This window comes from Rhodococcus sp. NFXS4 (genome assembly GCF_058139645.1).
This window is the reverse complement of sequence record NZ_CP192221.1, coordinates 1,347,596-1,372,595: the sequence shown is the minus strand read 5'-3', so window position 1 is coordinate 1,372,595 and position 25,000 is coordinate 1,347,596. Positions and strand designations below refer to the sequence as shown.

The following is a 25,000-nucleotide window of genomic DNA, read 5'->3' as shown; positions in this document are numbered from 1 at the left end:
CGAGAGAAGGGAATCCGGCACCGGCCATCTGCCCCATCACGTGCTCGAGCAGCTCAGCCGTATCGACTTGAATTTGCTGATCGCGTTCGAGGCGTTGATGTCCGAACGAAGCGTCACCGGTGCGGCTGCCCGCCTGAGGGTGGGGCAACCTGCGATGAGCTCGACCCTGGCTCGCTTACGCAAACTCCTCAAGGATCCGATCCTCGTTCGGCAGGGCCGAGTGATGATCGCGACTCCACTTGCGAACGCGTTGACCGGTCCGGTCAGCGACGCGTTGGCCGAGCTCCAGGTGACGTTGTCGTCCCTCGGATCGTTCGACCCCGAAGTCGACGAGCATTCCTTCTCGGTGATTGCGAGCGATTTCGCGGCGGCGGCGCTTCTACACCCCCTCCTGGTGGAAATATCGTCGAAGTACCCAAACATCCGGCTGGAGATGAGGACTGTCTCCTACGACATTCCCGACGAAATGCTCCGCGGGCGCGTCGACGTGATCGTGCTGCCGAGAGAGTCCATCTCGTCGTTCCCCGCATTGTGGAGGGACAACGTCCGCCGCGAGGTGCTCTACCGTGACCGCTACGTCCTGGCAGCGGACGCCGCCAACGGAGCTGTCCGTCCGGCGATGACGGTCGAGGAGTTCAGCGCAATGCCCTACCTCGCGGCGACCTTCGGCAACGGGTCACGGCCCTCTCTGGGTGACGCGAACCTCGATGTGCTCGGCATTCCGCGCAGAGTCGAAGTGAGCACCAGTGCCACAGTGGCCCCGTTCATGTTGCGCAACAGCCCATTGGTGACACTGATCCCCAGGACTCTCGCGACCCGAGTGGCGGAAGCCGCCAATCTGCAGCTCATCGATCCACCCATGCAGTTGGAGCCGATCACCGAGACGCTCATATGGCTTCGCCGGCTCGACCGGGATCCTGCTCAGGCATGGTTCCGAGGCCGCCTGCGCGCGCAGGCGGCCAAGCTCGTCGCCACCCCGACTCGCTGACCGAAGTTGTCAGGCCGGGTTACGGCCGACGAAGAACTCGCGGAGCGGGTCCATGGAAGGTTCGAAGCCGGAGTCGATGAGGCCCTTGCGGAGAGCGAGCATCTGGCCGTCGTGGATTCGCTGGGTCGGCTGACGCAGTGGGCCACCGTTGTATCCCTGCAGCCATCCCTGGAACTTCCAGGACTGGCGGTTGATGAACGCACCACCATTGAGCGCCTGCCCCAGGGCCGCCTTGGCCTTGCGCGCAGGATGCGTCTGCCAGAACAGTTCCGAAGCGTCGTCGAGCTTGCCGTCGGCGACCAGGCTCATCACCTGCGGGATGATGGGCCCGTAGAACTCGTGGTCACTGGTTGCCGAGAGCTGAATGGGCATCACCTGTGACAGGGGGATCAGATCGGCCTCGATGGGTACGGAGATGACGACTTCATCACCGAAGAGGCGGTGGCAGTCGATGATTCCCTGGATGTAGGGGAACCCGCCTTCAGCCTTGATGACGGCGATGTTCGGGCAATCGTCGAGCAGGCGACGGATCAGGCGGGTGGGAATGTCCGAAGGATGGATTCGCGGACTGAAACCCCACAGGTACATCGGGAAGACGATGACGGCGAGATCGGTGGCGTCACACACCGCCTTCGTGTACTGGTAGATCTCCTCTTCCGACTCCGGATAGAAGTTCGGCGGGTACGAACACAGCACGATATCGGCGCCCGCCTCCTCGGCCCCGCGAACGGCTTCGATGTTGTCGGCGAGTGTGCTCCAACTGCCGTGGTGTACGACGACGAAGTCCTTGCCGGCCTCATCGCGGGCAATGCGAAGGAAGTCCAAGTACTCCGGCAGGGTGATGTTGACCTCGGACACCCCGAGCGTCCCGAGAAATCCGTGTTCTTTCGCTCGACGAATGTCGTGGCGTATGCCTGCCTCATTGATGGACTTCAGATCGCCGGTGAACGACGGGATCGTGCAATTCACAGCGCCGACAAGCTTCTCACGAGCCCATTCGCGAGCCTCGGTACGGGTGTAGACAGCCATTATGTTTCCTCTCGGGAGTTGTACTCGAAATTCGGGTTTTTCATGGTGAGGCGATTGTCACGACGCGCCGGCACCCTCCCAGGCGAGATATTTCATCTCCATGTATTCGTCGATGCCGTACACCGAACCCTCTCGACCCAGACCTGACTGCTTGACGCCGCCGAAGGGCGCGATCTCGTTGGAGATCAGACCGGTGTTGATGCCGATCATTCCCGCCTCGACGGCTGCGCTGACCCGCCACGTGCGCTCCGCGTCGCGCGTGAAAAGATAAGCGGCCAGGCCGAATTCGGTATCGTTGGCCATACGGATCGCATCGCCCTCCGCTTCGAATCGGATCAACGGGGTAACGGGTCCGAACGTTTCATCGCGTGTGATGCGCATCGTGGAATCGACATCGGCGAGCACAGTGGGTTCGTAAAACAAGCCGCCGAGATCGTGACGCCGACCGCCGCAGAGCACACGGGCACCTCGACCCACTGCGTCGGACACATGCTCCTGAATTTTCGTGACCGCGTCGACGTCGATGAGCGGTCCCTGCTGGACGCCGGGGTCGAATCCGTCGCCGACGACGAGGCCCTCGACCTTCCGGGTCAGCGCTGCGGCAAAACGCTCGTAGATACCGGACTGCACATAGACCCGGTTGGCACTGATGCACGCCTGGCCCGTGTTGCGGTACTTCGTGGCGATAACGCCGTCTACTGCCTCGTCGAGATCGGCGTCGTCGAAGACCAGGACCGGCGCATTGCCACCTAGTTCCATGGAGGTCTTCTTGACCGTGAGCGCTGCTTGGGCCAGCAGTAGTCGGCCGATCTCGGTCGACCCCGTGAAGCTGACCTTGCGGACGATGGGACTACCGGTCAGCACCGGTCCGATCTCCCGCGCGTCGCCGACCACGATGTTCAGCACCCCCGCCGGAACGCCGGCTCGTTCGGCGAGCTCGGCCAGAGCCAGCGCAGTCAGTGGCGTCTGTTCGGCGGGCTTCACCACCATCGTGCACCCGGCGGCGAGTGCGGGAGCTGCCTTGCGAGTGATCATCGCGGCGGGAAAATTCCATGGCGTGATGGCTGCGCAGACGCCGATCGCCTCCCGCAACACCACGACTCGTCGAGACGATTCGGGAGCGGGGAAGATATCGCCGCGAACACGCTTGGCCTCCTCACCGAACCACTCGATGAAGGACGCTGCATAGTTCATCTCGCCGACCGCCTCGGCCAAGGGCTTGCCTTCTTCGAGAACGATGAGCCGTGCCAAGTCCTCGGTATTGTCCCGGACCAGCTCGAACCACCGACGCAAGATGTTCGCGCGTTCCTTGCCGGACAGTCCACGCCATGCGGGCAGGGCGCGGTAGGCAGCGGTGACGGCGAGCTCGGTTTCCTTCGCGCCGGACGAAGGCAGGTCGGCGATGGGTTCACCGGTGGAGGGGTTGTGCACGATCAGACGTTCGCCACCGTCTCGCGTGAGCCATTGCCCGTCTACGTAGGAGGATGACCTGGACAGTGCCTGGTCGGCGAGACCGTGGCCGGATCTGTGTTCGGCGTCGAGTGAAGTAGTCATCGGTGCACCTTCATTTCCGGACTGGCGGGATCGAGATGGGTAGTGAGACTCCGAGTCCCAGGCGGCGGGCCTCGGCCAGGCACATAGCCGCGACGGCGATGTCCTGCACCGCTGAGCCGACCGACTTGTACAACAGGATCTGGTCGTCGTCGGTTCGGCCCGGATGTCTGTTCGCCGCGAGGTCTGCCAGCGAGATGGTCTTCTTCCCGAGATCGATACCTGCTGCCGTGGCAGCGAGAGCATCTCCGGTGTCGTGCAGAACCTCGTCCACCATGTCCGCGACGATGAGATCGGCGCGATCCATCAGTTCGACATCGACCTCGTGTTGTTCGGGGAGGGTCGATCCGACGGAGACAACCGTGGTTCCGGGGCGGAGCCAGGCACCGCGAACGGTGGGTGACTCATCGCGCGAACGGGCCGCGCAAATCACCAGGTTTGCTCCCGCAACCGCACTCTCGGCATCGTCGGCGGCGGTCACGCGTACATCCGTGTCCTGGAAATTTGCGACGAACCGAAGTCGACTCTCTTCCCGGGGGCTCCACACGCTGACCGAGGACGGCGTGCTTACCGAGGCGAGAGCACTCAGGTGCTTACCCGCTTCGAAACCGGAGCCGATGACGGCGACGTCGAGATCGCCGGGGCTCGCCAGGAGCTGAGCGGCGAGCGCCGAGGTGGCGGCAGTCCGGAAACCCGTGATCGACTGGCCGTCCATCAGCGCCACGAGCTCGGCAGTGTGCTCGTCGAACAAGGGAATGAGGTAGGACACCTGACGGGCCGTCATCGATGCGGCAATATGCTTGGCGCCCATGACACCGCCGGCCGATACCCCGGTGAGGGTCCGGAGCCAGCTGGCGTCACCGCGAGCCATCGAGCGTTCCGGGTAACGGGAGTCTCCGACATCGCCGGCGTACGCGGCACGAAGTGCCTCGATTGCCTGCGTCCAGCCGAACGATTCACGGACGGTCCGGTCGTCGAGCAAGAGCGTCACGAGGCGGACACTCGGCGATCGCGCGCTTGCGCCGCAACTGCACCGCGTCTGCCACCGCCGTGCTGACTGTGTTCGAGTCGAATCATTGAGGTCACCTAGTTCGGTCCGGGTAGTCCGCGAGCAACGGATGCGCGGCAAGGACTGCGGCGCGAACATCAGGCTAGGCCGCGTCGATGAGCCGCAGAAACGATTCGTGTCGATGCAAGAGCATCGACGACATCGATAATGGGTGCATACCCTGCCAGTCTCTGCTCCCGTTTCGCCGGTCGCATCCATCGATCTCATCGATGTGTCGGCATCGAATTTTTCACCTTCCGGTGTTGTGATGGCGGTCATACTATGACTTCACCATCAGAGCTTCACCCTGATCGACTCGGTGCTTGCAAGGGAGCTACATGACAGTCATCACGCCCACCATCGCTTCGGATGTCGCGCCGATCCTCGACCGCGTCGAAACGGAACTCGAGAACAATCGAGTACCGGCGAAAATCTGGAACAACGACGCGGTTTTTCGCGCCGAAATGGACCAGGTGTTCGGTACGTGCTGGGTCTTCGTCGCGCACGAAAGCGAGATCCCCAACGCCGGCGACTTCGTGCAGCGCCGCATCGGACTCGACCCCGTGATCGTCACGCGCGATGGTTCAAGCGGCATCAACGTCTTGTCCAATTACTGCCGCCACCGCGGCACCCAGGTCTGCCAGACGGACACCGGAAACTCTCGATTCTTCAAATGCCCCTATCACGGCTGGACTTATTCCAACAACGGCGACCTGATCGGCACACCACACATGCGCGCGGCCTACGGCACGCGAATGGATCCGAAGGAGTGGGGTCTCAAGAGGGCACCACGGGTCGACGTCCGCTCGGGCTTCATCTTCGCGTCGCTGGCAGCGGAGGGTCCCTCGTTGGAGGAGTACCTGGGCGGGGCCGGCTGGATGCTGGACGTCCTGGTGAAGTTGGCACCCGGCGGTATGAAGATCGCCGGCCCACCCGAGAGATACCAGATCAACGCGGACTGGAAGGCCGGCGCCGAAAACTTTTCCGGTGACGCCTACCACGTCGACACCTTGCACTGGAGCAACGAAGAGGTGGGAATGGTCCAAGGCCTGGGTGCCAACGCCGAGATGATCAATTCGTACGTTTTCGATGGCGGCCACGGGACGCTCGGTCTGCCGTGGCCGCAAATTGGACTTCCCTTGTGGGGCTATTCACCGGAAACCGTTGCCAAGTTCGACCTTTCGGCCTTCGACGACGCTCAGCGATATGTCCTCGAGACCAACCCGCCGACGATCGGCAACATCTTTCCGAATTTCAGTTACCTGCGCGCCTTCGCCCCCACGGTTCCCGGTGGCCCTCCAGCGGTCGTCACGACCTTCCGGGTGTGGCAGCCCATCGCCCCGGGCAAGATGGAGCTGTGGAACTGGCAGTTCGTCTACGAGTGCCAGAGTGAGCAGGAGCAGCTCGATGCCTACGTGACGGGCCAGTTGCTCTTCGGATCCGCCGGCACCTTCGAAACGGACGACACCGTCGCCTGGGAGGGTTCAGCCCGCGCGGCGAAGAGCGCGTGGATGCAACGCGAAGACTTGAGCTTCAACTTCGAGCAGGCCGGGAGAACCACGGTCGACACCGCACCCGACCCCGACTATCACGGCCCGGGGATCAAGCGGCGCACAGGTTTCGGCGAATTCGCTCAGCTGGCGTTCTACAAGCACTGGCTCGCCACCATGCGTGGCAACCTGTCTTCCGAGACGATCGACGGGCGGTCCGCGTGATGACCACCGTCGACATCTCCGACCTCGCACCCACTGCTGTTCACCCGAGTCCCCTGACAGACCTCGATCTGCAGAACACTGCGACTCGGTTCCTGGCCCTCGAAGCAAAGTTGTTGGACGAGGCCGACGAGGAAGAATGGTTCTTGCTCCTCGATCCCGAACTGCTGTACACGATCCCGATCAGACAGGCGACCGAGAGGCGGTCGGACGAAGTCGATCGCTCCGCGTATCGGGTCCGCGACACCTTGGCGCACGTACGTCTGCGCATCGATCGACTGGCTACTTCTCAGGCGTACTCGGAGATCCCGCCCTCGCGCACCATGCGTCTCGTCGGGTCGGTCCTGGCTCGACCGACCGACCGTGACGGCGTCATCTCGGTCTCGAGCGCCGTGCTGCTGTACCGCCAGAGAGGAATCGATCCGCACTTCGATCTCCTCCCCTACCGGCGCAACGACGAGCTTCGCCTCACCGCGGACGGGCCGCGACTCCTGCGCAGGGAGATTCTCCTGACCGAAGTCGCGATCGCCACTCCCAACCTCGGACTGTTTCTGTGAGCAAAGGATCTTCTCGATGAGTGACCAGACCGTCGTCCGTCTGGACGCCGCCCGGTGTCGTTCCTACGGCATCTGCACGAGCATTCTGCCCGATGTCTTCGATCTTCCGGCAGACGCCCCGGCTGCGGTCCTGCTACGTCACGAGGTCGATCCTGACGATGTCGACGACCTCGCAGAGGCAGTACGGGCGTGCCCTGCACAGGCCATTCTTCAAGGTCCCGGGCCGTCGTGATGGGCGCCTTGTCGGGCACGGACAACGTCGTCGTGGTCGGGGCGTCTGCGGCGGGCCTTGCCGCAGCAGATGGGCTCCGTGAGGGCGGGTTCGAAGGTCGGATCACCGTCCTGGGTTCCGAATTGCACCATCCCTACGACCGTCCGACGCTGTCGAAAGGGTTGCTTCTCGGCCGTGGCGAACCGGAGCTTCTAGAAATCCGCTCCACGGAGAGACTCAGCGAGAACCGTATTTCGCTTATGCTCGGTCACCGAGCAGTGGGACTCGACGTGGATCGCGGGTACGTGATCACCGATCACGGTGAAACGCTGCCGTGGGACGCCGTTGTCCTGGCGTGCGGTGGTCGCCCACGGGTACTCACCACGGTCGAGGGCGAACCGCTTCCGGTCCTCCGGACCCCGGAGGATCTCGGTGCCCTCCGGCGGGCAGCCGCCCGCCACGGGGACGTGACCGTCGTCGGCGCCGGTCTGATCGGGCTCGAGATCGCTGCCGGACTCACGGCCCATGGTGTGTCGATCACAGTCCTGCACGACACAGAGCGACCTCTGGAGGCCATCGTCGGCCCCGAACTCGGCCAGGTTCTCGCCGACCTGCACACCAAGCACGGTGTGCAACTGAAGATGTCGAGCGCAGTCACGTCCGTGACGGGTGGACTGGGCGCATACACGCTGCACCTGGCAGACGGCTCGACGCATCGGACCTCCTACGTGATCGCCGGCATCGGAGTCGACCCCGACGTGGAGTGGCTTCTGGGCTCGGGTGTCGCCCTCGACAGAGGCGTACTCACCGACACAGCCGGTCGAACCAACATCCGCGGCGTGTGGGCGGCCGGCGACGTGGCCCGATCCGCTCACCCGATGTTCCGCGAGCCGATGCGCATCGAGCACTGGACACACGCCGTCGAGAAGGGCAGGCACGTCGGGCTCAACATCGCCCGCGGCTCCGGCGAGCCCTTCGGCGGCGTGCCCTACTTCTGGAGTGACCAGTTCGGGCATCGGTTCCACAGCTACGGTCGACGGGCCCCCGGTGACGAGATCGTCGTTGCAGAGGGGTCGTTGTTCACCGACGAATTCCTGGTCCTGTTCGGCCAGGGCGGTGAGTTCCACTCCGTGTTCGCCAGTGGGCTCTCTCGGTCACTGCGCGGGTACAAGAAGCTACTCGCTCGTGGCGGCACCTGGGACGAGGCCCTCGCTCTCGCACACGCGGCGAACTCCGATCAGGCACGGTCAGTTGCCCGTTGATCGGTGTCGCCACAGTCGATCCACTCCCCCATTTCACGCCAGTCACCTCTCTCGAAGGACTACAGCCATGCAACTTCTCGATGACCACGTCGTCCTCATCACCGGTTCGGGGTCCGGTCTCGGACTCGGCATCGCCCGACACTTCCGTGACGAGGGCGCGACGCTGGCATTGTTCGAATACGACGACAAGAAGGTCGCGACGCTTCGGGAAGAGTTCGGCAGCGACGCACTGGTGGTACAGGGAGACGTCCGCAGCATCACCGACCTGACCCGTTGCCGCGACGAGATCGTTGCTCGATTCGGACGGTTGACGAGCATAGTTGGCGCGCAAGGAATTTGGGACGGCAACGTTCGGCTGGCCGACACCCCGGTGGAGCGTGTCGACACTCTCCTCGACGAAGTCTTCAGCATCAACGTCAAGGGCTACGTCCTGACCGCGCGGATCTTCCTCGACCTGCTTGAGGCCGAAAGGGGTGCGGTCGTATGGACCTGTTCGCAGGCGGCGTTCGCCGCGGATGGCGGCGGAGTGGCCTACACCGCAAGCAAGGGCGCCATTCGCGCTTTGGTCAATCAGATGTCATTCGAGTTCGCGCCGCGGATCCGTGTCAACGCCGTGGCACCGACCGGTATCGCCAACAGTCAGCTGCGCGGGCCGGCAGCACTCGATCTCGAGAACTCTCTGCAGTCCGACATTCCGGCCGACGTGTATCGACAGCAGTTCGAATGGCTGGCTCCGCTTCAACACATGCCGACGCCCGAGGAGTACGGCCCGCTCTACGCATTCCTGGCGTCTCGACACAACACGGTCATGACCGGGCAGACCGTGCTGGCGGATTCGGGATCCCTGAATCGGGCATTGATCAGCATCCCCGAACTTCTCGCCACGATGCCGGGTGCCTGAGCACCCTCGTTCCACACCTTCATTTCACGCAACAGAGAGAGCCTGATGTTCGAATACTTTCCGGGCAACTACGTCTGGAACATGTCCGTGGTAGGTGCCATGAACTCCGGCGGACGCATCGACGAGGTCGATCGTGCGTGCCGCCCGCTGCTCGAGGCCGCGAAAGGCGGTAGCGATGCCGGCACGGGCGAGTTCTTGAAGGTCTGGACCGGCCTCACGGATTCGCTGGTGGAGTCGGCTCGGACCGCGGAGAAGGCGGGCCACGATCTGACCGCCGGCGGGGTCTATGCCCGTGCCACGAACTATCTGTGCACCGCTGAGCGGATGCTCTCCGCGAGCCACCCCGACCGCGCGTCCATCTACCGCCGGGTGATGGAGCTGGCCCAGAAGGGTTTCGACCTTCGCGACCACCGCATCACTCGGGTTGCCATCCCCTTCGAGGACACGACTTTGCCCGGCTATTTCTCGGCGGCACCGGCAACGGCGGACGGGCCGGCTCCGGTCATCATGCTCATCAACGGCCTGGACTCGACCAAAGAGCACATGTACATCTCGGGATTCTGGGCCGAGTTGGCAGATCGGGGCATCTCGTGTCTGATGCTCGACCAACCCGGCTCAGGGGAGGCACTTCGTCTGCAAGGTCTGACCGCACGTCGCGAATCCGAGACCTGGGCCGGCTGGGTCGTCGACTGGCTGACTGCACGAGAGGACGTCGACACCGCCCGAATGGGAGTCGTGGGCTGGTCGCTGGGTGGCTACTACTCGCCTCGGGTCGCGGCTTTCGAGAAGCGCTTCGCCCTGTGCGTCGCCTGGGGAGCGAACCACAACTGGGGTGCGGTGCAGCGTCGGCGGCTCGACCGCGAGGGCGAGCACCCGGTTCCGCACTACTGGGACCACGTCTTGTGGGTCTGGGGCCACGACGATCTCGACGAGTTCATCGACTTCGCCGACTCGATCCACCTCGATGGAGTCGTGGAAAAGATCACGGTGCCGTTCCTCATCGTGCACGGAGAGGACGATCGACAGATTCCCTTGGAGTATGCGCACCGGTCCTACGACCAAGCGGTGAATTCGCCTTCTCGCGAGCTTCGTATCTTCACCGCTGAGCAGGGTGGTGCGGAGCATATCGGGATCGATGACCTGCCCCGAGTCGGCACCGACATCGCTGATTGGATTTCCGACACCTTCGCGGCGGTGGTCTCGCAACCGACCGGCTAGCACCCCGACCGATCACAACGTCCACCGATCACTCTGCTGAGGCTCCGGACCGGCGCCGCCCGTGATTCGGTCGCCCTCATCGCAGCCACCTCATGGGGGCGGCTGAGCCCCCACCACAACGACAGGAGCTTCGCCATGCGTTTCGCCACGTGGGTTCACGATGGTCGAACCACCTCCGGCGTCGTCAGCGACGACGGACTGCACGCATTCGAACGGCAGGGATCCATCCTCGAACTCGTTCGCGCCGGACTCCCCGCCGCCCTCGAGGCCGGTTCCGAGGCACTGGGTCATCGTCCCGTCGAACTTGCCGACGTACGCCTGCTGCCACCGTTGGACCCCCCCACAGTGCGCGACTTCGCAGCATTCGAGGAACACATGGACGGGGCCGGCCGATCGATGGCAGCAGCCCACGAAGTCGAGCCCGAGTGGTACAAGAGACCGGTCTTCTACTTCAGTAATCCTTACGCGATGATCGGTGCCCACGACGACGTGGCCGTGCCACCGGCATGCCAGCTCCTGGACTACGAACTCGAGATCGCAGCCGTCGTATCCCGGGATGGAATGTCCATCGCCCCGGACAAGGCTCGCGACCACATCTTCGGATACACGATCTTCAACGACTGGTCGGCTCGTGACACCCAACTCGCAGAGATGAAAGTCGGCCTCGGGCCGACCAAGGGCAAGGACTTCGCCACCACACTCGGGCCCTTCCTCGTGACGGCCGACGAACTCGATCCTCACCTGACCGCCGACGGCCTCCTGGATGTCGACGGCACGGTCTCGGTGAACGGCACAGTCACCGGCCGGGACAACCTTCGCAACATGAGCTGGTCGTTCGACGAACTCGTGGCCCAAGCGTCGCGCGGGACATGGGTCAAGGCCGGGGACGTCCTGGGATCCGGAACTTTCGGTAACGGCGGATGTCTCGGTGAACTGTGGGGTCGCTCCGGTACTCGCACCCCTGCGCCACTCCAGCCTGGCGACGTGGTCGAGATGACGGTGGCGACCCTCGGGACGATTCGCAACACCGTCGTTCGAGGCCCGGATGTGCCGGCTGTGCGCGAGGCACGTCGGCACGATTGGAACACGCAGCGCAGCAACTGAACTCGAGTCGAGTGGACCGGTAGATCATTCGCATCGACGACACCGCCGACATGGCGGTGTCGTCGATGCGTGCATTCACGCGTCGTGGTCGCGCCGGCTCACCATCGATTCACCGAACCACTGCATCGAACGCTCCGGGGGAAATTACGTGACATCTAAATCCACCACCAGACGGCTGATCACGGAGATCTGCTGGTATCTCGCGGAAGGCGGTGCAGGTATCGCATCGACCCATGTCCCTTTCGACGGTGACTTCTGGGCAGAGAAGAGGTTGCAGCGCCAGACCGACCATGAATTCGCAGAGCTCGTGGAGGCGGCGAACATCGACCTCGCGAACGACAGAGTGTGAGTTGCACTCGCCCAGTCATTCCTCAGCGGCGTGCAGCCAGCGCTGGTCGGCGCGAGCCGCACCACAAAGTCGGGCGTCGTGTCGGCGAGCCTCTGGTCCTCTTTGCACGTCGAAGACACCGGGGAGGGTAGGTCCTGACTGCTCGGCGAACGTCACGATGAGTGGTCACGCCGTGCTGTCAAGCCACCTCCCCGCGACGACCGACAGTCAGCCTCGCACGAGGCGACGCGTGAGATACGCGCTGACGATCTGGTTGAACTCGTCGGCGCGCTCGACCTGCGACCAGTGCCCGCATTGGCTGAAGATGTGGGCGTCCGCGTGCGGGATCACATTGAGCAGCTCCCACGTTCGCGACACCGGGATGACCACGTCCTGCACCCCGTGGATCAAGAGCACCGGGATCTCGAGCTTGCCGAGGACGTCGAAGTCGAGGGGCAATTCGGTGCGGTCCCGGTCGCGGGCGGCGACGACGTCGGCGAGTCGGTCGGACGCGGTGTCGTTCAGGGCGGACTGGTAGCGCAGTGTCACGAGCTCGTCGGTGACCAGTGAGGTGTCGACGACGAACTGCTCGAGGGTGTGACGGATGCCCTCCTCGCTGAGTTGAGGGTTCGAGTGTCCCTTCAGTGCTCCGGTCAGCTTCGCACCTCCCGTGCCCATGGAGACTATTCCGAGGAGACGTTCGGGGAAGTCGATGGCGAACTGGAACGCCAACCATCCGCCGAGTGAGTTCCCGACGATCCAGGTCTTCTCGATTCCGAGTGCATCGAGGACACGTACTGCGTGGCGGACCCACTCGCGGATTCCGTACTCGGTGCCCTCGGCGACGACGCTCTGGCCGTAGCCGATGGAGTCGATGGCGATGCAGCGACCGTGCTCGGCGAGTTGAGGGAGATTGAGCCACCAGTTCGCGGCGGCAGTGACGCCGGTGCCCGACCCGTGCAGGAACAGGATCGGTGTGCCTTCTCCGAGTTCGTGGTAGTGGGTGAGTTCGCCTGGGGCGGTGGGCAACCACTTGTCCTCGAGGCCGAAGAAGGCGTCGGTGGTGTACGAGGGAACGTCGACGGTGGCACTCATGGGGATCTCCTGTGTCGGTCGAAAGGGTCGGTTCGGTGCGCTGCGTGGGCGAGTCAGGCCCGTGCGGCGACGAGGTCGAGCGCGATGTCGGTGATCAGGTCTTCCTGGCCACCGACCAGGCCGCGCTCACCCACGGCGAGCAGGATGGCGCGGGTGTCGAGTCCGTACTGCCGCGCAGCGGTTTCGGCGTGCCGGAGGAAGCTCGAATAGACCCCTGCGTAGCCGAGGGTCAGGGTCTCGCGGTCGACCTGGACGGGGCGGTCCTGCAGGGGGCGCACGATGTCATCCGCGGCGTCCTGGAGGCCGAAGAGGTCGCATCCGTGCTTCCATCCGTGGAGGTCGGCCACGGCGATGAACGGCTCGATCGGGCAGTTGCCGGCGCCGGCGCCGTGACCTGCGAGTGAGGCGTCGACGCGGGTGACGCCTTCTTCGACGGCGACGACGGAGTTCGCGACGGACAGAGACAGGTTCTGGTGGGCGTGGATGCCGATCTGGGTGTTCGGGTCGAGGACGTCGCGGTAGGCCCGCACACGCTCTCGGACGCCGTTCATCGTCAGACGCCCACCGGAGTCGGTGACGTACACGCAGTGTGCGCCATACGATTCCATGAGGCGCGCCTGCTCGGCGAGCTGTGCCGGCTCCGCCAGATGCGACATCATCAGGAACCCGGAGACGTCCATGCCGAGTTCGCGGGCTTTGTCGATGTGCTGGGCGGAGACATCGGCTTCGGTGCAGTGTGTGGCCACGCGGACGGAGGTGACGCCCAGGTCGTGGGCTTTGGTCAACTCGGCCACCGTGCCGACTCCGGGCAGGAGGAGAGTGGTGAGCTTCGCGCGGTGGACAGCAGACGCCGCAGCTTCGATCCATTCCCAGTCGGTGTTGCTTCCGGGCCCATAGGTAAGGCTGTGGCCGGCGAGGCCGTCTCCGTGGGTGACTTCGATGGCGTCGACACCGGCGGCGTCGAGGGCGCCGGCGACGCGGGCGACGGTGGCGGGATCGATCCGATGTCGCATGGCGTGCATGCCGTCTCGGAGAGTGACGTCCTGGATGTAGAGGGCGGCGCCGTCGGCGGCGAAGGCGCGCGTGGTGGTCTCGGTCATCGGGCTGTCTCCAGTGCTGCGTCGGTGGCCATCTTCTCCGCGACCTGCAGGGCGGCGGAGGTCATGATGTCGAGATTTCCGGCGTACGCGGGCAGGTAGTGCGCGGCGCCCTCGACCTCGAGGAACACCGACACCTTCCACAGGCCCGGTCCCTTCTCGACACCGCCGGTGAGGGTGGCGACCGATTCGGCGTCGTCGAGGGCGGTGAACTGGACGTCCTGCTTGAGGCGGTAGCCGGGAACGTAGGCCGACACGTCGGCGACCATGTCGTGAATCGACCGCCGGACGGCGTCCTGGTCGGGATCGGTGACGAGGGCGAGGACGGTGTCGCGCATGATGAGCGGCGGTTCGGCGGGGTTGAGAACGATGATGGCCTTGCCGTGGGCTGCTCCCCCGACCTTCTCGATCGCCTCGGCGGTCGTCTCGGTGAACTCGTCGATGTTCGCGCGGGTGCCGGGTCCCGCGGACTTCGAGGCGATCGAGGCGACGATCTCGGCGTAGTGCACCGCGGTGACGCGGGAGATCGCTGCCACGATGGGAATCGTGGCTTGTCCGCCGCAGGTCACCATGTTGACGTCGGGAGCGTCGAGATGCTCGTCGAGATTGACGGCCGGCACGACGTACGGGCCCAGCGCGGCCGGGGTCAGGTCGATCAACCGCTTACCGTGGGGTCGCAGGGCCTCCGCGTTCGCGACATGCGCCTTCGCCGAGGTGGAGTCGAAGATGATGTCGATGTCCGCGAACTCGGGGTGGTCGATCAGGCCCTGGACACCGGAATCGACTGTGCTGATGCCCATTCGGCGTGCGCGGGCCAGACCGTCGGAGCTCGGGTCGATGCCGACCAGCACGGCGATCTCGACGTTCTTCGCGACTCTCCTCAGTTTGATGACAAGGTCGGTTCCGATGTTGCCGGAACCGATGACAGCGGCTTTGGTGGGCGCCATGGTGTCTCGTTTCGTCGTGGTTCTGGTGTCGGGTGGGACGTGCTGCTCAGGCCGTGAAGGTGGCGGTGACCGTCCCGATGCCGGAGATGGTTGCTTCATAGGTCGATCCGGCGGTGACCGGAACCATCGGTCCGAGTGCGCCGGAGAGGATGACTTCACCTGCCTGCAGGGGCGATCCGTAGGCCAGGCTGGTGTTGGCCAGCCACACCAGTGCGTTCCACGGGCTGCCCAGGCAGTCCGATCCCCGGCCGGTGGACACCTGGTCGCCGTCGGCAGTCATGGTCATGCCGACGTCGGCGAGTTCTGGTGCGGCGGTGCGGGTGACGGTGTCGCCGAGGACATAGAGGCCGGAGGAGGCGTTGTCGGCGACGGTGTCGGCGAGGGTGATGTCCCAGCCGGCGATTCGGCTGTCGACGATCTCGAAGGCTGCGGCGACCGTGTCGACGTAATCGGGGGCGTTGTCGACGGTGATCTCTCGGTCGATGGTGCTGGAGAGGACGAAGGCGATCTCGGCTTCGATCCGTGGCTGCAGCAGCCGGGTGGAATCGATCTGATCGTCGGCGGAGACGTCGAAGTCGTCGAACAGGACCCCGAAATCAGGGCGATCGACGCCCAGTTGCTTCTGCACCGCCGGAGAGGTCAGGCCGATCTTGCGGCCGACGATGCGGCGACCCGAGGCGATGCGCGCCTGCACGTTTCGCGACGCGATGCGGTACGCGGTGTCGACGTCATCGCTGGCGACGAGGTCGCGGACGGGGGCGCAGGGCGTCTTCGACGTCGACGCCTCAGCGAGACGGTCGGCGGCGACGGCGACGGGGTTCGGCATCGAGGTCACGGGGGGAACGGAAGTCATGAAGGGAACGCTATCGACGTGCCGCGCGCTGCACTAGGATCTGTCCCATGTCGCGGGATGTGGTGTCGGTGTTGCAGCGAGCGGCGTGGGTGCTCGACTCGTTTCCGGGGGGTACGGCACTGACGCTGACGGAGGTCGCCACCCGCACCGGACTGCCTCGGTCCACCGCTCACCGATTGCTGGTCGATCTGACGAACCTGGGCTGGTTGACACGCCGCGACAACACTTTCGAGCTCGGGTTGACCTTGTTCGAGTTGGGTGAGCGGGTGGGCCTGAAGCATCGCCTGCGCAGTGCCGCGCTGCCGTTCATGCAGGACCTCTTCGCGGTGACCGGGCAGACCGTGCATCTCGCGGTCAGAGACGGCGCCGACGCGGTGTACGCGGAGAAGATCCACGGGCATGCCGCGTTGCCCTTCCCCTCTCAGATCGGCGGCCGGATGCCGCTCACGTGCACCGCCGTGGGGAAGGCGCTCCTGGCCCCCGAAGATCCAAACGTTCGCGCCCGCATCCTGGCTGGTCCCCTGCGCCGATACACCACGCACTCGATCACCGACGCCGACGTGCTCGCCCGCGAACTCGACGGTGTCCGGCGCACCGGGGTGGCCACCGAGCGCGAGGAGGCCGCCCTCGGGGGGTGCTGCCTCGCGTCGCCGGTGATCTCTCTCGGCAAACCCGTTGCAGCGCTGTCGGTGTCGGTGCCTGCCGAGCTGTTCGAGCCGCAACTGCTCGCGCCCGCAGTGCGGACCGCAGCGCTGGCGCTGGGCCGAGTGCTCAACCGTGCGGACCCCCACGGGCGCGACGAGTGACCTCGCCGCGCTCGTGAGGGCCGCACATCGGGTCACTTGCTGACCAGTCCCGTCCGCTCGGCCGGCACGGTGGCCGAGCGTCCGCTGTCTGCCGCGAGTTGCAGCGAGGCGCCCTTGCGGCCCCAGCCGCCGGGCAGCAGGATCACCGACACCACGGAGATGATCGAGACCACGATCAGGTAGATCACGATCGACGCGCTCGAGTCGGTGGCTGCGTAGAGGGCGGTGGCGATGGTGGGCGCGAAGGCGGAGCCGACGACCTGGGAGAGGGTGTAGCCGATGGAGACTCCGGAGTAGCGGACGTCGGCGTCGAAGACCATCGAGAACAGTGAGCCCGTCACGCCGGCCGCCGGTGCCATCGCGATACCGAATACCAGCACCAGCGCCACCATGAACAGCCAGGGGTTGCCGGTGTTGATGAGAGCGAAGGCGGGTCCGATGACGATGCCCATCGCTGCGGCGCCGGCCAGGTAGAGCGTCTTGCGGCCGAAAGTGTCGGACATGGACCCGAACACCGGGTACAGGACGACCGCGACCAGTCCGGCGACGAACACTCCGGCCAGCGCCTGGGTGCGGCTGATCTCCGCCACCGACGTCGCGTAGGACACCAGGTAAGCCATGCAGATGTAGGCGAAGACGCCCTGGCTGAGATAGGTACCGGCGATGAGGAGGATCTCGCGTCGGTGCTTGCGGAAGGCTTCGACGATCGGCATCTTCGTCACCGCCTTCTCGTCGACGACCTTGGCGAAGTCGGGGCTTTCTTCGAGGGTGAGTCGAATGATCAGTCCGACGACGATGAGCACTGAGCTGACGAGGAAGGGGATGCGCCAGCCCCAGGAGAGGAATTGCTCGTCGGGCAGTTGGGAGACCGCGAAGAAGGCGAGGGTGGCGAGGCTGACGCCGGCGGGGGCGCCCATCTGGGAGAAGGACCCGTAGAAGCCCTTGCGGTTCTTCGGTGCGTGTTCGACGGCCATGAGGGTGGCGCCGCCCCATTCGCCGCCGACGGCGAAGCCCTGCAGCAGCCGCAGCAGGGTCAGCAGGATCGGTGCGGCGATGCCGATGCTGGCGTAGCTGGGGAGCAGGCCCATCAGGAAGGTGGCCACTCCCATGCCGACGAGGGAGAGCACGAGCATCTTCTTGCGACCCAGTCGATCACCGTAGTGGCCGAAGACCACTCCGCCGAGTGGGCGGGCGAGGAAGCCGACTCCGAAGGTGGCGAAGGACAGCAGCACCCCCATCAGGGGTGAGGCGTCGGGGAAGAAGAGCCTGGGGAACACCAGGGCGGCGGCGGTGCCGTAGATGAAGAAGTCGTAGTACTCGACGGTGGTCCCGATGAAACTGGCCATCGCCACCCGCAACGGGGAGCTCTTCGGCCGCGCCTCGGGGGACGCCGCAGGGTCGGCGATCATGAGTATCCAATCATTGAACGTCTAGAACGCTAGAAAGGGGCGTGCGGGACCGTTGGCCCCGCACGGCAGGTCAGGGAACGCTGATGAAATTGGTGAAGCCGCCGTGGCGGGCGGGGAGGCTGTCCAGTGCTTCGTTGATCTTCTCCAGCGGGAAGGTGTGGTGTTCGAGGACGGACAGGTCGAGCACGCCGGCGGCTGCGAGGTCGGCCATGTCCTGTGCTTCGGCGGTGGAGAACCACAAGCTGCCGAGGACGGAGATCTGGGAGCACATCATCGAGAACAGGTCCAGCGCGGGGCGTTCCATCATGCCGCCGATGTCGACGGCCGTGCCGCCTCGGCGCAGCGTCGCCAGGGCGTCGATGATCGATTCCGCCGGCGCTCCGGGTCCGACGGAGCTGATGACGATGTCGACGCCGTCGCCGCCGGTGCGTCCGCGCAGCCACTCGTTCACCTCACCGTCGCCCAGGGCGTGCACCTCGATGCGGTCGGGTGCGATGGCGCGGACGTCCTCGAGCAGTTCGGCGTTGCGCCCGGTGCCGTAGATCTTACCGACCCCCAGGGCGAGCGCGTTGAGGCAAGCGCCCAGTCCAAGGGTGCCGGAGATTCCGTCGATGAGAACGGTGGTGCCGGGTCCGGCGCCGGCCTTGCGGAGCGCGGAGAACGCGGTGCCGAGGTAGCCGAACCGGGCCGCTTCTTCGAAGCTGACCGAGTCGGCGATCTTGACCAGGTTGCGCTGCGGAGCGGTGAGGTACTCGCTCAGTCCGCCGTAGGGGTAGGCGTCGAACAACTTCTGGCCTTCGGGGCCGAAAGCGAAGTAGCCCATGAAGGTGTACTTGTCGCAGTTCTGGTCGATGCCGTTGCGGCAGGCGCGGCACGCCCCGCAGGACAGTCCCGGGTTGACGTAGACGCGATCGCCCACTGCGACGTCGGTGACCTGCTCCCCCACGGCGGTCACGACGCCGGAGGAGTCGAGACCGAACACCGCCGGCAGCTGCGGGAGGGGCAGGTAGGGGAACCATTCGGCGTAGGTGGCGAGAACGTTGCGGAGGTTGGGAACGATGTTGCAGGCCTTGACCTGTACCACGACGTCGGTCGCGCGGGGGGTGGGGATCGGCAGCTGTTCGAGCTGCATCGGCTGGTCGATCTCGTGGAGGCGAGCGGCGAGCATGGTGTCGGTCATGGTGGTGGCTCCTGTTGTGTAGTGACTGCGCCGTTGCGCAGTGCGGGTGATCGGGTCGGGGTACGCGCTCACGCGCTGGGCGCGGCGGCGGTCATTGCTGCGGCGAACTCGTCGATGGTGGTGATCTCGGCGAGCAGTCCGAGCGAGTCGATGCTCGCGGCGTGTGCTTCCTGGGACGCTGCGGAGCAGGCGTCCTCGACCACGACGGTGCGGTATCCGAGGTCGCTGGCGGTGCGCGCCGTTCCTTCGATTGAGAAATTCGTGGCCACCCCGGCGAAGGCGACGGTGGTGGCGTTCGCAGCGTCCAGGACCGAGGCGAGGGCGCTGTTCTGGAAGCCGCCGACGCGCTGGTGGGTGACGACGGTGTCTCCGTCGTGGGGAGTGAGTTCGGGGACGATGTCGGCCAGCGGCGACCCGTCCTGCAGGCAACCGGACTGCTGGACGATGCCCAGGATGGGCGAGTTGACCGTCAGGTCGGACAGGTCCGGCTTCCAGGCCACTCGCGTGAAGATCACGGTGCCGCCGGCGCCGCGGACGGTATCGGCCAACGCGGCGATCTTCGCGACGACATCGCGTTCGACGACCTGGGCGTGAAAGAAGTCGGCGAACGCTCCGTCGGGTCCGATGACGTCGCCCTGGCAGTGGACGACGACGAGAGCGGTGGTGCGGGGGTCGAGCTCCATGGGAGGTCTCCTGAGTGAGGCGGTCGCGGTCGACCGACGGAGCCTGCTGGACCATCGGTCGAACCCCGATCGGAGTGACCAGACGAACAGGACTGGAATGCTAGCGTTCCAGATCACGGTAACCGATGGTGACGTGGACCACAAGCCTTCTTCTGGCGATGGCCTGCTCGGTACCACCGAGGAGCGGCGGAAGTCGGCCCGGGAACGTGAGTGATGTGCTGTAGATAGCGCGGGTGTCGACACCGAAGGCCGGCAGCGCTGGAATGCTAGCCTTCGTAGCTGTGGCCGGTGCCACCGTCAGGTGACGCGGACGGTCACGGCGAGACGACCAGTGCGGCACCGAGACACGAATCGAGATCCGTGGGTCGAGCCCCCGCGCAGGAAGGAAATGCTGTGTCCACCAACGCTCACCTGTCCGGTGCGAGGCTGTCCACAGTCCTCTACGACACACTCAAGGGCCGACTCCTCGACGGTCGATACCGAGCCGGCGAGAAGATCGTCGTCGAGTCGGTGCGCCACGAGTTCGGGGTGAGCAAGCAACCGGTGATGGATGCGCTGCGTCGACTCTCGAGCGACGGACTGGTGTCCATCGTCCCCCAGGTCGGCATTCAGGTCGTCTCCTACACCCGCCACGAGGTGGAGGACTTCTTCACCTTGTTCGGCGGATTCGAGGGAACCATCGCCGGGGTGGCTGCGCTACGCCGCACCGACGAGCAGCTGCGTGCACTCGACGCGGTGTCCGAGGCGGTCGACGAGTTGATCGGCTCGCACGACGGTGCCGAACGTTCCCGCGGCTACCGGGCTCGCAACCGCGAGTTCCACGCCGTCATCCACGACATGGCGCACTCGCGGATCATGGCCGAGACCTCCCACCGGATGTGGGATCTGTCGGACTTCTTGATCAACACCGCCGGAGCGGACGACCCGCTGTCGAGCGCGCTGGTGGAGCGCCAACACGATCATCGCAGCATCACCGATGCCATCCGTATGGGTGACGCACGTCTGGCCCGGGTGACGATGGAACAGCACATCGTCGACACGGTGGCAGTGATCGGCACCGAAGAGCCCGGTTCGCTCACCGGGTGAGGTAAGTGGTGGGGGCGGGCACCGCGGGCGGCATCGACCTACCGCCTCGGCGGTAGCCGCCGTCGACGCCCGATCGATGCGACCGCTCAGGCTCGGCCGACGCCGTGATGTGGCCGACCATTGCCGCTCGCGCGACCTCGACACGTCGTTGACGGATCGCCGCCCGGATGACGTCGTGGTCGTGGTTACGGTCGGCGATCATTCCCGATGTGAGGGACGCACTTCCGCTCGTGCTGATGAGGAAGTCAGACAGATCCCACATCCGCTCACTCTGCTCGGCCATGATCCGCGAGTGCGCCATCCGGTGGATCACCAGGTGAAACTCGCGGTTGAGTTGGCGATACCGTCTCGCCCGCTCGGTATCGTCGGCGATCGCGTGCACACCCTCGATGGCCGTCCAGGCGGCGTCGAGTTCGCCCACTTGGGCGTCCGTGCGCCGTACGGCGGCCGCGGCAGCGATCTCGGACTCGAAACTGCCGAACAGCCGGAAGAAATCCTCGACCTCCACAGCGGTGTAGGACTGGACCCGGCACCCACTCTGCGGAACGATCTCCACGATTCCCGTGGCCTCGAGCCTGCGCATAGCGTCCATCACCGGCTGCTTGCTCACCCCGAACTCCACCCGCACCTCGTCGATCGAGATGCGCGATCCCGACGTGATCCGGCCGTCGAGAATCCGCTCCTTGAGTCGGTCGAGCACCACTCGGGCCAGGCCCGGCCCTGCCGGGCGTCTCGATCCGTCGGGCTCGCTCATCCGCTCACTCCTCGTCGCCGCGCGGCAATTCTAGAACTCTGGACGCAGGCCGGCGTCGCTCGGACTGCGAGAACCCGGTGCGGCAGGGCATGGGTGCCGCGGAGAACCAATCGATGCGGCACCCGCGGCCCTCAGGCTCCCACGACCGTGGTCAACCCGAACCCGGCGATGAGTTCGCGAATCGGCCGGTAGTAGCTGTAGGTGACGTCGAACCCGCCGCATGCGGACATGGCGGCGTATCCGGCGATCCAGGTACGGACCTCGTGGGAGGAGTTGCCGGCGACTCTGGTCATCTCGCTCGGTGACCACTGATCCAGTTCGGTGAGATCGCCGGAGGCGAGGATCGACATCAGGGTGCGGTCCCACTCGGGTGCCAGATCCTGGATGTTCGCGGTTCCGGCGGCGAAGTCGCGGGCGGCGTCGATCACGCGTTGCTGCCGGGCGGCGCGGGCTTCCGCCGTGATGGGACCGCCCTGACCGAGCAAGGCGCGCCGTTGCTCGGCGGTCGCGGTGGCCAACCGAGGGACCGGCGGGTCGTGCGAGAGCCCCCCGGACGCGATGAGCAGCACTTTGCGGTCGAGCGTGGAGACGTATCGTCCGATCGCCTCACCGAGCAGTCGGACGCGCTGCACCGGAGTGAACGGCGGCGCGACGGAGTTGACGAAGATCGGGATCACCGGCTTGGCGGCGATGTCGTCGTAGAGCAGTTCCATAGGTTGCACGGCGCCGTGGTCGACCTGCATCTCCAGCGACACGGCCAGGTCGATGCCCTGATCGATCACATACTCGGCGAGCTCACGCGCGAGGTCTTCGGGGACGTCGAGCCGGCCGGCCTGGCTGCCGTAATCGCCGATGCTCTCCGCGGCGTACCCGACGCAGAACGGCGGCATCAGGTTGTAGAAGAAGCCGTTGTAGTGATCGGGCGCGATGTTGACGACCACGTCGGGGTCGTACTCGTGGACGAAACGTCGAGCCTGACCGAAGGCGGTCTCGAGTTCGGCGGTCACCTCCGAGGGCAGCTCGGCGTGTTCGAGGAGGGGACTGTGGCTCATGGCAAGCAGCGCGACGGTCACGACTGGTTCCTTCCGGTCTCGACTCCGGCGAGCGCAGGCTCGGTGTCGGGTGCCGCTGGGGGAACGGTGATCGGCACCTGCGCGGTGCTGAACTGTGGGGCACCGGTGTCCTCGCCAGACGCGGTGCGTGCAGTGGACACGGCCAGCACTGCGTCGAGGGCCGCATCGAGTGCGGACGACGCCTCGGCGTCATCCCAGACCGGACCCTGGTGGCGCCAGGCGACGTATCCGTCCGGACGCACCAGAATGGCCCCGGCCTCGTGGATCTCGCTGACCGCGCGCCAGTACCCGTACGGATCCGCCGCTCCGGGCTCTCCGATCACCACAGTGCGCAGGTACGGCAGGTCCAGGTTTTCGGCGGCGTTCTTCCACGCCTGCCCGCCCAGTCCGGTGAGCAGCGTCATCATGCCCTTCCCGGTCACGTCGAGCGTCGACGTGCGGACGCCGTCCCGTCCGACCAACCAAGCATGGGGCAGCTTCGCGCCGGGTCGGGTGGTGGCCTGGAGGTAGAGCTGCTTGTCGCGGGCCCAGTGCTCGGGTTCGTCGGCCTCGACGACGGCGCCGGATTCGTAGCGTTGGTTCAGCTCGACGCCGTGGGCGTTGAACTCCGTGTTCTTCAGCTCCAGCGCCTCGTACAGACGATCGCGAAGCGCCACCCCCTCGGGCGTGCCCTCCTTCAGCTTGGCCAGACCGGCCGCCACGGGGTCGTCGGTGTCGGTGTCGAACCATTCCCGCAGTCCCGCATAGTCTTTCCTCGACTGGTTCGCGCGGGCCACGATCTGCCGACCGACCGGAACGCGCTCGGGTGAGTAACTGTCCAGCAGAGCCGTACCGGCGTGCCCCTTGACGACGAACGCCACCTTCCACGCGAGGTTGAACGCGTCCTGCATCGAGGTGTTCGAGCCCAGGCCACTGCTCGGTGGGTGGCGATGCACGGCGTCACCACCGCAGAACACTCGACGGTCCTGATAGTGCTCGGCGTACTGCTGATTGACGTACCAGAACGACCGGGAGACGATGTCGAGCTCCAGCTCGGGGTCGCCGACCAGGGTGCGGATGCGCTCGACGACGGTGGCGTCGGAGACGTCCGGCTCACCGGCGGCCATGTCGAACCCCCAGCCGGCGATCCACTGATCCCACGGGCGGATCGCGCGCAGAAGCCCCATGCCGATCTCGCCGAATCCGGCCTTGGAGTTCATGATCCAGTGCAGGATGCTCGGCCGATGCGCGACGTACTTGCTCAGATCCGCGTCGAACCGGATGTAGGCGGTTCCCGCGCGGGCCAGTTCGCCTTGGAACGGGAGCTGCAGCTGTTCGGCGATCTTGGAGCGCGCACCGTCGAACCCCAGCAGGTACCGAGCCCGTTGGGTGAACACCGACCCGGAACGGACATCACGGAAACGGACGGTGACGCCGTCGTCGTCCTGGGTGTGGTCGAGGTACTCGGTGTGGAAGCTGATGATCGCCCCGCGCTCGGCGGCGTTCTTGACCAACACCGGCTCCATCAGCGGCTGCGGGATGTCGAGCATCGAGCACGGGCTGCCGGCGAGGTAGTCACCGAAGCGCGGGTCGCCGGTGCCCCAGGTCTGCAACCGAACGATCTCCTCCCCCGCCAAGCTCGTGGTGAACAAGGTGTCGCCCATCTGGTCCCACGGTGTGGCGTAACGGCGCGCCTCGTCTTCCACGCCGAGGTCCCGCAGCACCTCCGCCGCACGCTGATTGGTGATGTGCGCCCGTGGTGAATTGGCCACCCACGGGAAGATCGACACCGCGTGGACACGCACGCCGTAGCTGGCCAACGCCAACGCGGCCACGCCTCCTGCTGGGCCGAGGCCTACAACCACTACATCGGTGTCGTAGCCGCTGCCGTCGGAGGGGAACGGGCGGAAGATCGGTTCGGGCAACTGTGAGTTCTGCATGGCACCTTCTCGACGTCGAGAGACCCCGGGGCCACAAACGGCCACGTCGGGTGATCGGGGTCACTGTAACTAGCATGCCAGTTGATTCTCGATATGGGAAGAGCGACCTCGGCCTCATGACAAGATTTTTGCATTTCTCCTGGACACAGCCATCGATGGCACCCCGCGCTCGCAAGGCTTGAACGCCAG

Annotated in this window: 24 protein-coding genes; 11 read left to right on the top strand and 13 right to left on the bottom strand. The window is 65.4% G+C overall.

The features are described 5' to 3' along the window. Window positions 1–40 precede the first annotated feature (40 nt). The gene (locus J4E04_RS06325) at window positions 41–988 is read left to right on the top strand and encodes a LysR family transcriptional regulator (RefSeq protein WP_490150183.1); all 948 of its coding nucleotides are present in this window, start codon (window positions 41–43) and stop codon (window positions 986–988) included. A 9-nt stretch (window positions 989–997) separates the two neighbouring features. On the opposite strand, the gene J4E04_RS06320 is transcribed toward J4E04_RS06325, so the two are convergent. The 3 genes from J4E04_RS06320 to J4E04_RS06310 are packed head-to-tail and all read right to left on the bottom strand — an operon-like array spanning window position 998 to window position 4,559. Continuing rightward, the gene (locus tag J4E04_RS06320; protein ID WP_056448827.1) at window positions 998–2,017 is read right to left on the bottom strand and encodes a dihydrodipicolinate synthase family protein; all 1,020 of its coding nucleotides are present in this window, start codon (window positions 2,015–2,017) and stop codon (window positions 998–1,000) included. A gap of 57 nt (window positions 2,018–2,074) precedes the next feature. Then, window positions 2,075–3,571: an NAD-dependent succinate-semialdehyde dehydrogenase gene (locus tag J4E04_RS06315; protein ID WP_056448830.1), complete on the bottom strand. Its 1,497-nt coding sequence runs from the start codon at window positions 3,569–3,571 to the stop codon at window positions 2,075–2,077. A 10-nt stretch (window positions 3,572–3,581) separates the two neighbouring features. Next, on the bottom strand, window positions 3,582–4,559 hold the full coding sequence (locus tag J4E04_RS06310) for an ornithine cyclodeaminase family protein (RefSeq protein WP_490150182.1): 978 nt from the start codon (window positions 4,557–4,559) through the stop codon (window positions 3,582–3,584). 395 nt (window positions 4,560–4,954) lie between these two features. Here J4E04_RS06310 and J4E04_RS06305 point away from each other — a divergent pair, with 395 nt between their 5' ends. The 8 genes from J4E04_RS06305 (at window position 4,955) to J4E04_RS06270 (ending at window position 11,930) form a co-directional block, all read left to right on the top strand. Continuing rightward, window positions 4,955–6,331 (top strand): aromatic ring-hydroxylating oxygenase subunit alpha, encoded by a 1,377-nt coding sequence (locus J4E04_RS06305; protein WP_490150181.1) that lies wholly within the window; start codon window positions 4,955–4,957, stop codon window positions 6,329–6,331. Then, on the top strand, window positions 6,331–6,885 hold the full coding sequence (locus J4E04_RS06300; protein WP_082544692.1) for an aromatic-ring-hydroxylating dioxygenase subunit beta: 555 nt from the start codon (window positions 6,331–6,333) through the stop codon (window positions 6,883–6,885). Before J4E04_RS06305 ends, J4E04_RS06300 begins: the two co-directional genes overlap by 1 nt. 16 nt (window positions 6,886–6,901) lie before the next feature. Then, entirely contained in the window at window positions 6,902–7,117 is a 216-nt protein-coding gene (locus J4E04_RS06295) for a ferredoxin (protein ID WP_222638554.1), read from the top strand. Then, entirely contained in the window at window positions 7,117–8,358 is a 1,242-nt protein-coding gene (locus J4E04_RS06290) for an NAD(P)/FAD-dependent oxidoreductase (protein ID WP_490150508.1), read from the top strand. Before J4E04_RS06295 ends, J4E04_RS06290 begins: the two co-directional genes overlap by 1 nt. A 67-nt stretch (window positions 8,359–8,425) precedes the next feature. Next, a complete protein-coding gene (locus J4E04_RS06285; RefSeq protein ID WP_490150180.1) occupies window positions 8,426–9,259 on the top strand; it encodes an SDR family oxidoreductase in 834 nt (277 codons plus the stop codon). Between the two features lie 45 nt (window positions 9,260–9,304). After that, window positions 9,305–10,477, top strand: a complete 1,173-nt coding sequence (locus J4E04_RS06280; protein WP_490150179.1) for an alpha/beta hydrolase family protein — start codon at window positions 9,305–9,307, stop codon at window positions 10,475–10,477. A gap of 135 nt (window positions 10,478–10,612) precedes the next feature. Further along, entirely contained in the window at window positions 10,613–11,581 is a 969-nt protein-coding gene (locus tag J4E04_RS06275; RefSeq protein WP_490150178.1) for a fumarylacetoacetate hydrolase family protein, read from the top strand. A gap of 148 nt (window positions 11,582–11,729) precedes the next feature. Then, on the top strand, window positions 11,730–11,930 hold the full coding sequence (locus J4E04_RS06270) for a hypothetical protein (protein ID WP_490150177.1): 201 nt from the start codon (window positions 11,730–11,732) through the stop codon (window positions 11,928–11,930). A 207-nt stretch (window positions 11,931–12,137) separates the two neighbouring features. Here the strand turns inward: J4E04_RS06270 and J4E04_RS06265 are convergent, their stop codons facing one another. The 4 genes from J4E04_RS06265 to J4E04_RS06250 are packed head-to-tail and all read right to left on the bottom strand — an operon-like array spanning window position 12,138 to window position 15,901. After that, the gene (locus tag J4E04_RS06265) at window positions 12,138–13,004 is read right to left on the bottom strand and encodes an alpha/beta fold hydrolase (protein ID WP_490150176.1); all 867 of its coding nucleotides are present in this window, start codon (window positions 13,002–13,004) and stop codon (window positions 12,138–12,140) included. A 53-nt stretch (window positions 13,005–13,057) separates the two neighbouring features. Next, on the bottom strand, window positions 13,058–14,104 hold the full coding sequence (dmpG, locus tag J4E04_RS06260; protein ID WP_490150175.1) for a 4-hydroxy-2-oxovalerate aldolase: 1,047 nt from the start codon (window positions 14,102–14,104) through the stop codon (window positions 13,058–13,060). Continuing rightward, window positions 14,101–15,048: an acetaldehyde dehydrogenase (acetylating) gene (locus J4E04_RS06255; protein ID WP_490150174.1), complete on the bottom strand. Its 948-nt coding sequence runs from the start codon at window positions 15,046–15,048 to the stop codon at window positions 14,101–14,103. Before J4E04_RS06255 ends, dmpG begins: the two co-directional genes overlap by 4 nt. Before the next feature lie 46 nt (window positions 15,049–15,094). Further along, a complete protein-coding gene (locus tag J4E04_RS06250) occupies window positions 15,095–15,901 on the bottom strand; it encodes a 2-keto-4-pentenoate hydratase (RefSeq protein WP_490150173.1) in 807 nt (268 codons plus the stop codon). A 47-nt stretch (window positions 15,902–15,948) separates the two neighbouring features. Between J4E04_RS06250 and J4E04_RS06245 the strand changes: the two genes are divergently transcribed. Then, window positions 15,949–16,707, top strand: a complete 759-nt coding sequence (locus J4E04_RS06245) for an IclR family transcriptional regulator (protein ID WP_490150172.1) — start codon at window positions 15,949–15,951, stop codon at window positions 16,705–16,707. A gap of 32 nt (window positions 16,708–16,739) precedes the next feature. Here the strand turns inward: J4E04_RS06245 and J4E04_RS06240 are convergent, their stop codons facing one another. From J4E04_RS06240 to J4E04_RS06230, 3 genes are all read right to left on the bottom strand, one after another. Further along, entirely contained in the window at window positions 16,740–18,116 is a 1,377-nt protein-coding gene (locus J4E04_RS06240) for an MFS transporter (RefSeq protein ID WP_490150171.1), read from the bottom strand. 70 nt (window positions 18,117–18,186) lie between these two features. Beyond that, complete coding sequence (locus J4E04_RS06235) at window positions 18,187–19,296, bottom strand: alcohol dehydrogenase catalytic domain-containing protein (RefSeq protein WP_222638565.1); 1,110 nt, start codon at window positions 19,294–19,296, stop codon at window positions 18,187–18,189. A 68-nt stretch (window positions 19,297–19,364) separates the two neighbouring features. Next, complete coding sequence (locus J4E04_RS06230) at window positions 19,365–19,979, bottom strand: cysteine hydrolase family protein (RefSeq protein WP_490150170.1); 615 nt, start codon at window positions 19,977–19,979, stop codon at window positions 19,365–19,367. Window positions 19,980–20,372: 393 nt separating this feature from the next. Between J4E04_RS06230 and J4E04_RS06225 the strand changes: the two genes are divergently transcribed. Further along, window positions 20,373–21,065: a GntR family transcriptional regulator gene (locus tag J4E04_RS06225; RefSeq protein ID WP_490150169.1), complete on the top strand. Its 693-nt coding sequence runs from the start codon at window positions 20,373–20,375 to the stop codon at window positions 21,063–21,065. Here J4E04_RS06225 and J4E04_RS06220 read toward each other — a convergent pair. The 3 genes from J4E04_RS06220 to J4E04_RS06210 form a co-directional block, all read right to left on the bottom strand. Further along, entirely contained in the window at window positions 21,055–21,819 is a 765-nt protein-coding gene (locus J4E04_RS06220) for a GntR family transcriptional regulator (RefSeq protein WP_490150168.1), read from the bottom strand. The genes J4E04_RS06225 and J4E04_RS06220 overlap by 11 nt on opposite strands. Window positions 21,820–21,950: 131 nt before the next feature. Next, window positions 21,951–22,892, bottom strand: a complete 942-nt coding sequence (locus tag J4E04_RS06215; RefSeq protein ID WP_490150167.1) for a 3-carboxyethylcatechol 2,3-dioxygenase — start codon at window positions 22,890–22,892, stop codon at window positions 21,951–21,953. After that, on the bottom strand, window positions 22,889–24,811 hold the full coding sequence (locus J4E04_RS06210; RefSeq protein WP_490150166.1) for an FAD-dependent monooxygenase: 1,923 nt from the start codon (window positions 24,809–24,811) through the stop codon (window positions 22,889–22,891). The genes J4E04_RS06215 and J4E04_RS06210 overlap by 4 nt, the downstream gene beginning before the upstream one ends. Window positions 24,812–25,000: the final 189 nt, after the last annotated feature.

Bases quoted from the DNA above. Each gene is read 5' to 3' on its own strand.
- J4E04_RS06320 (WP_056448827.1), bottom strand. From the start codon at position 2,017: ATGGCTGTCTACACCCGTACCGAGGCTCGCGAATGGGCTCGTGAGAAG.
- J4E04_RS06315 (WP_056448830.1), bottom strand. From the start codon at position 3,571: ATGACTACTTCACTCGACGCCGAACACAGATCCGGCCACGGTCTCGCC.
- J4E04_RS06305 (WP_490150181.1), top strand. From the start codon at position 4,955: ATGACAGTCATCACGCCCACCATCGCTTCGGATGTCGCGCCGATCCTC.
- J4E04_RS06300 (WP_082544692.1), top strand. From the start codon at position 6,331: ATGACCACCGTCGACATCTCCGACCTCGCACCCACTGCTGTTCACCCG.
- J4E04_RS06295 (WP_222638554.1), top strand. From the start codon at position 6,902: ATGAGTGACCAGACCGTCGTCCGTCTGGACGCCGCCCGGTGTCGTTCC.
- J4E04_RS06290 (WP_490150508.1), top strand. From the start codon at position 7,117: ATGGGCGCCTTGTCGGGCACGGACAACGTCGTCGTGGTCGGGGCGTCT.
- J4E04_RS06285 (WP_490150180.1), top strand. From the start codon at position 8,426: ATGCAACTTCTCGATGACCACGTCGTCCTCATCACCGGTTCGGGGTCC.
- J4E04_RS06280 (WP_490150179.1), top strand. From the start codon at position 9,305: ATGTTCGAATACTTTCCGGGCAACTACGTCTGGAACATGTCCGTGGTA.
- J4E04_RS06275 (WP_490150178.1), top strand. From the start codon at position 10,613: ATGCGTTTCGCCACGTGGGTTCACGATGGTCGAACCACCTCCGGCGTC.
- J4E04_RS06265 (WP_490150176.1), bottom strand. From the start codon at position 13,004: ATGAGTGCCACCGTCGACGTTCCCTCGTACACCACCGACGCCTTCTTC.
- dmpG (WP_490150175.1), bottom strand. From the start codon at position 14,104: ATGACCGAGACCACCACGCGCGCCTTCGCCGCCGACGGCGCCGCCCTC.
- J4E04_RS06255 (WP_490150174.1), bottom strand. From the start codon at position 15,048: ATGGCGCCCACCAAAGCCGCTGTCATCGGTTCCGGCAACATCGGAACC.
- J4E04_RS06250 (WP_490150173.1), bottom strand. From the start codon at position 15,901: ATGACTTCCGTTCCCCCCGTGACCTCGATGCCGAACCCCGTCGCCGTC.
- J4E04_RS06245 (WP_490150172.1), top strand. From the start codon at position 15,949: ATGTCGCGGGATGTGGTGTCGGTGTTGCAGCGAGCGGCGTGGGTGCTC.
- J4E04_RS06240 (WP_490150171.1), bottom strand. From the start codon at position 18,116: ATGATCGCCGACCCTGCGGCGTCCCCCGAGGCGCGGCCGAAGAGCTCC.
- J4E04_RS06235 (WP_222638565.1), bottom strand. From the start codon at position 19,296: ATGACCGACACCATGCTCGCCGCTCGCCTCCACGAGATCGACCAGCCG.
- J4E04_RS06230 (WP_490150170.1), bottom strand. From the start codon at position 19,979: ATGGAGCTCGACCCCCGCACCACCGCTCTCGTCGTCGTCCACTGCCAG.
- J4E04_RS06220 (WP_490150168.1), bottom strand. From the start codon at position 21,819: ATGAGCGAGCCCGACGGATCGAGACGCCCGGCAGGGCCGGGCCTGGCC.
- J4E04_RS06210 (WP_490150166.1), bottom strand. From the start codon at position 24,811: ATGCAGAACTCACAGTTGCCCGAACCGATCTTCCGCCCGTTCCCCTCC.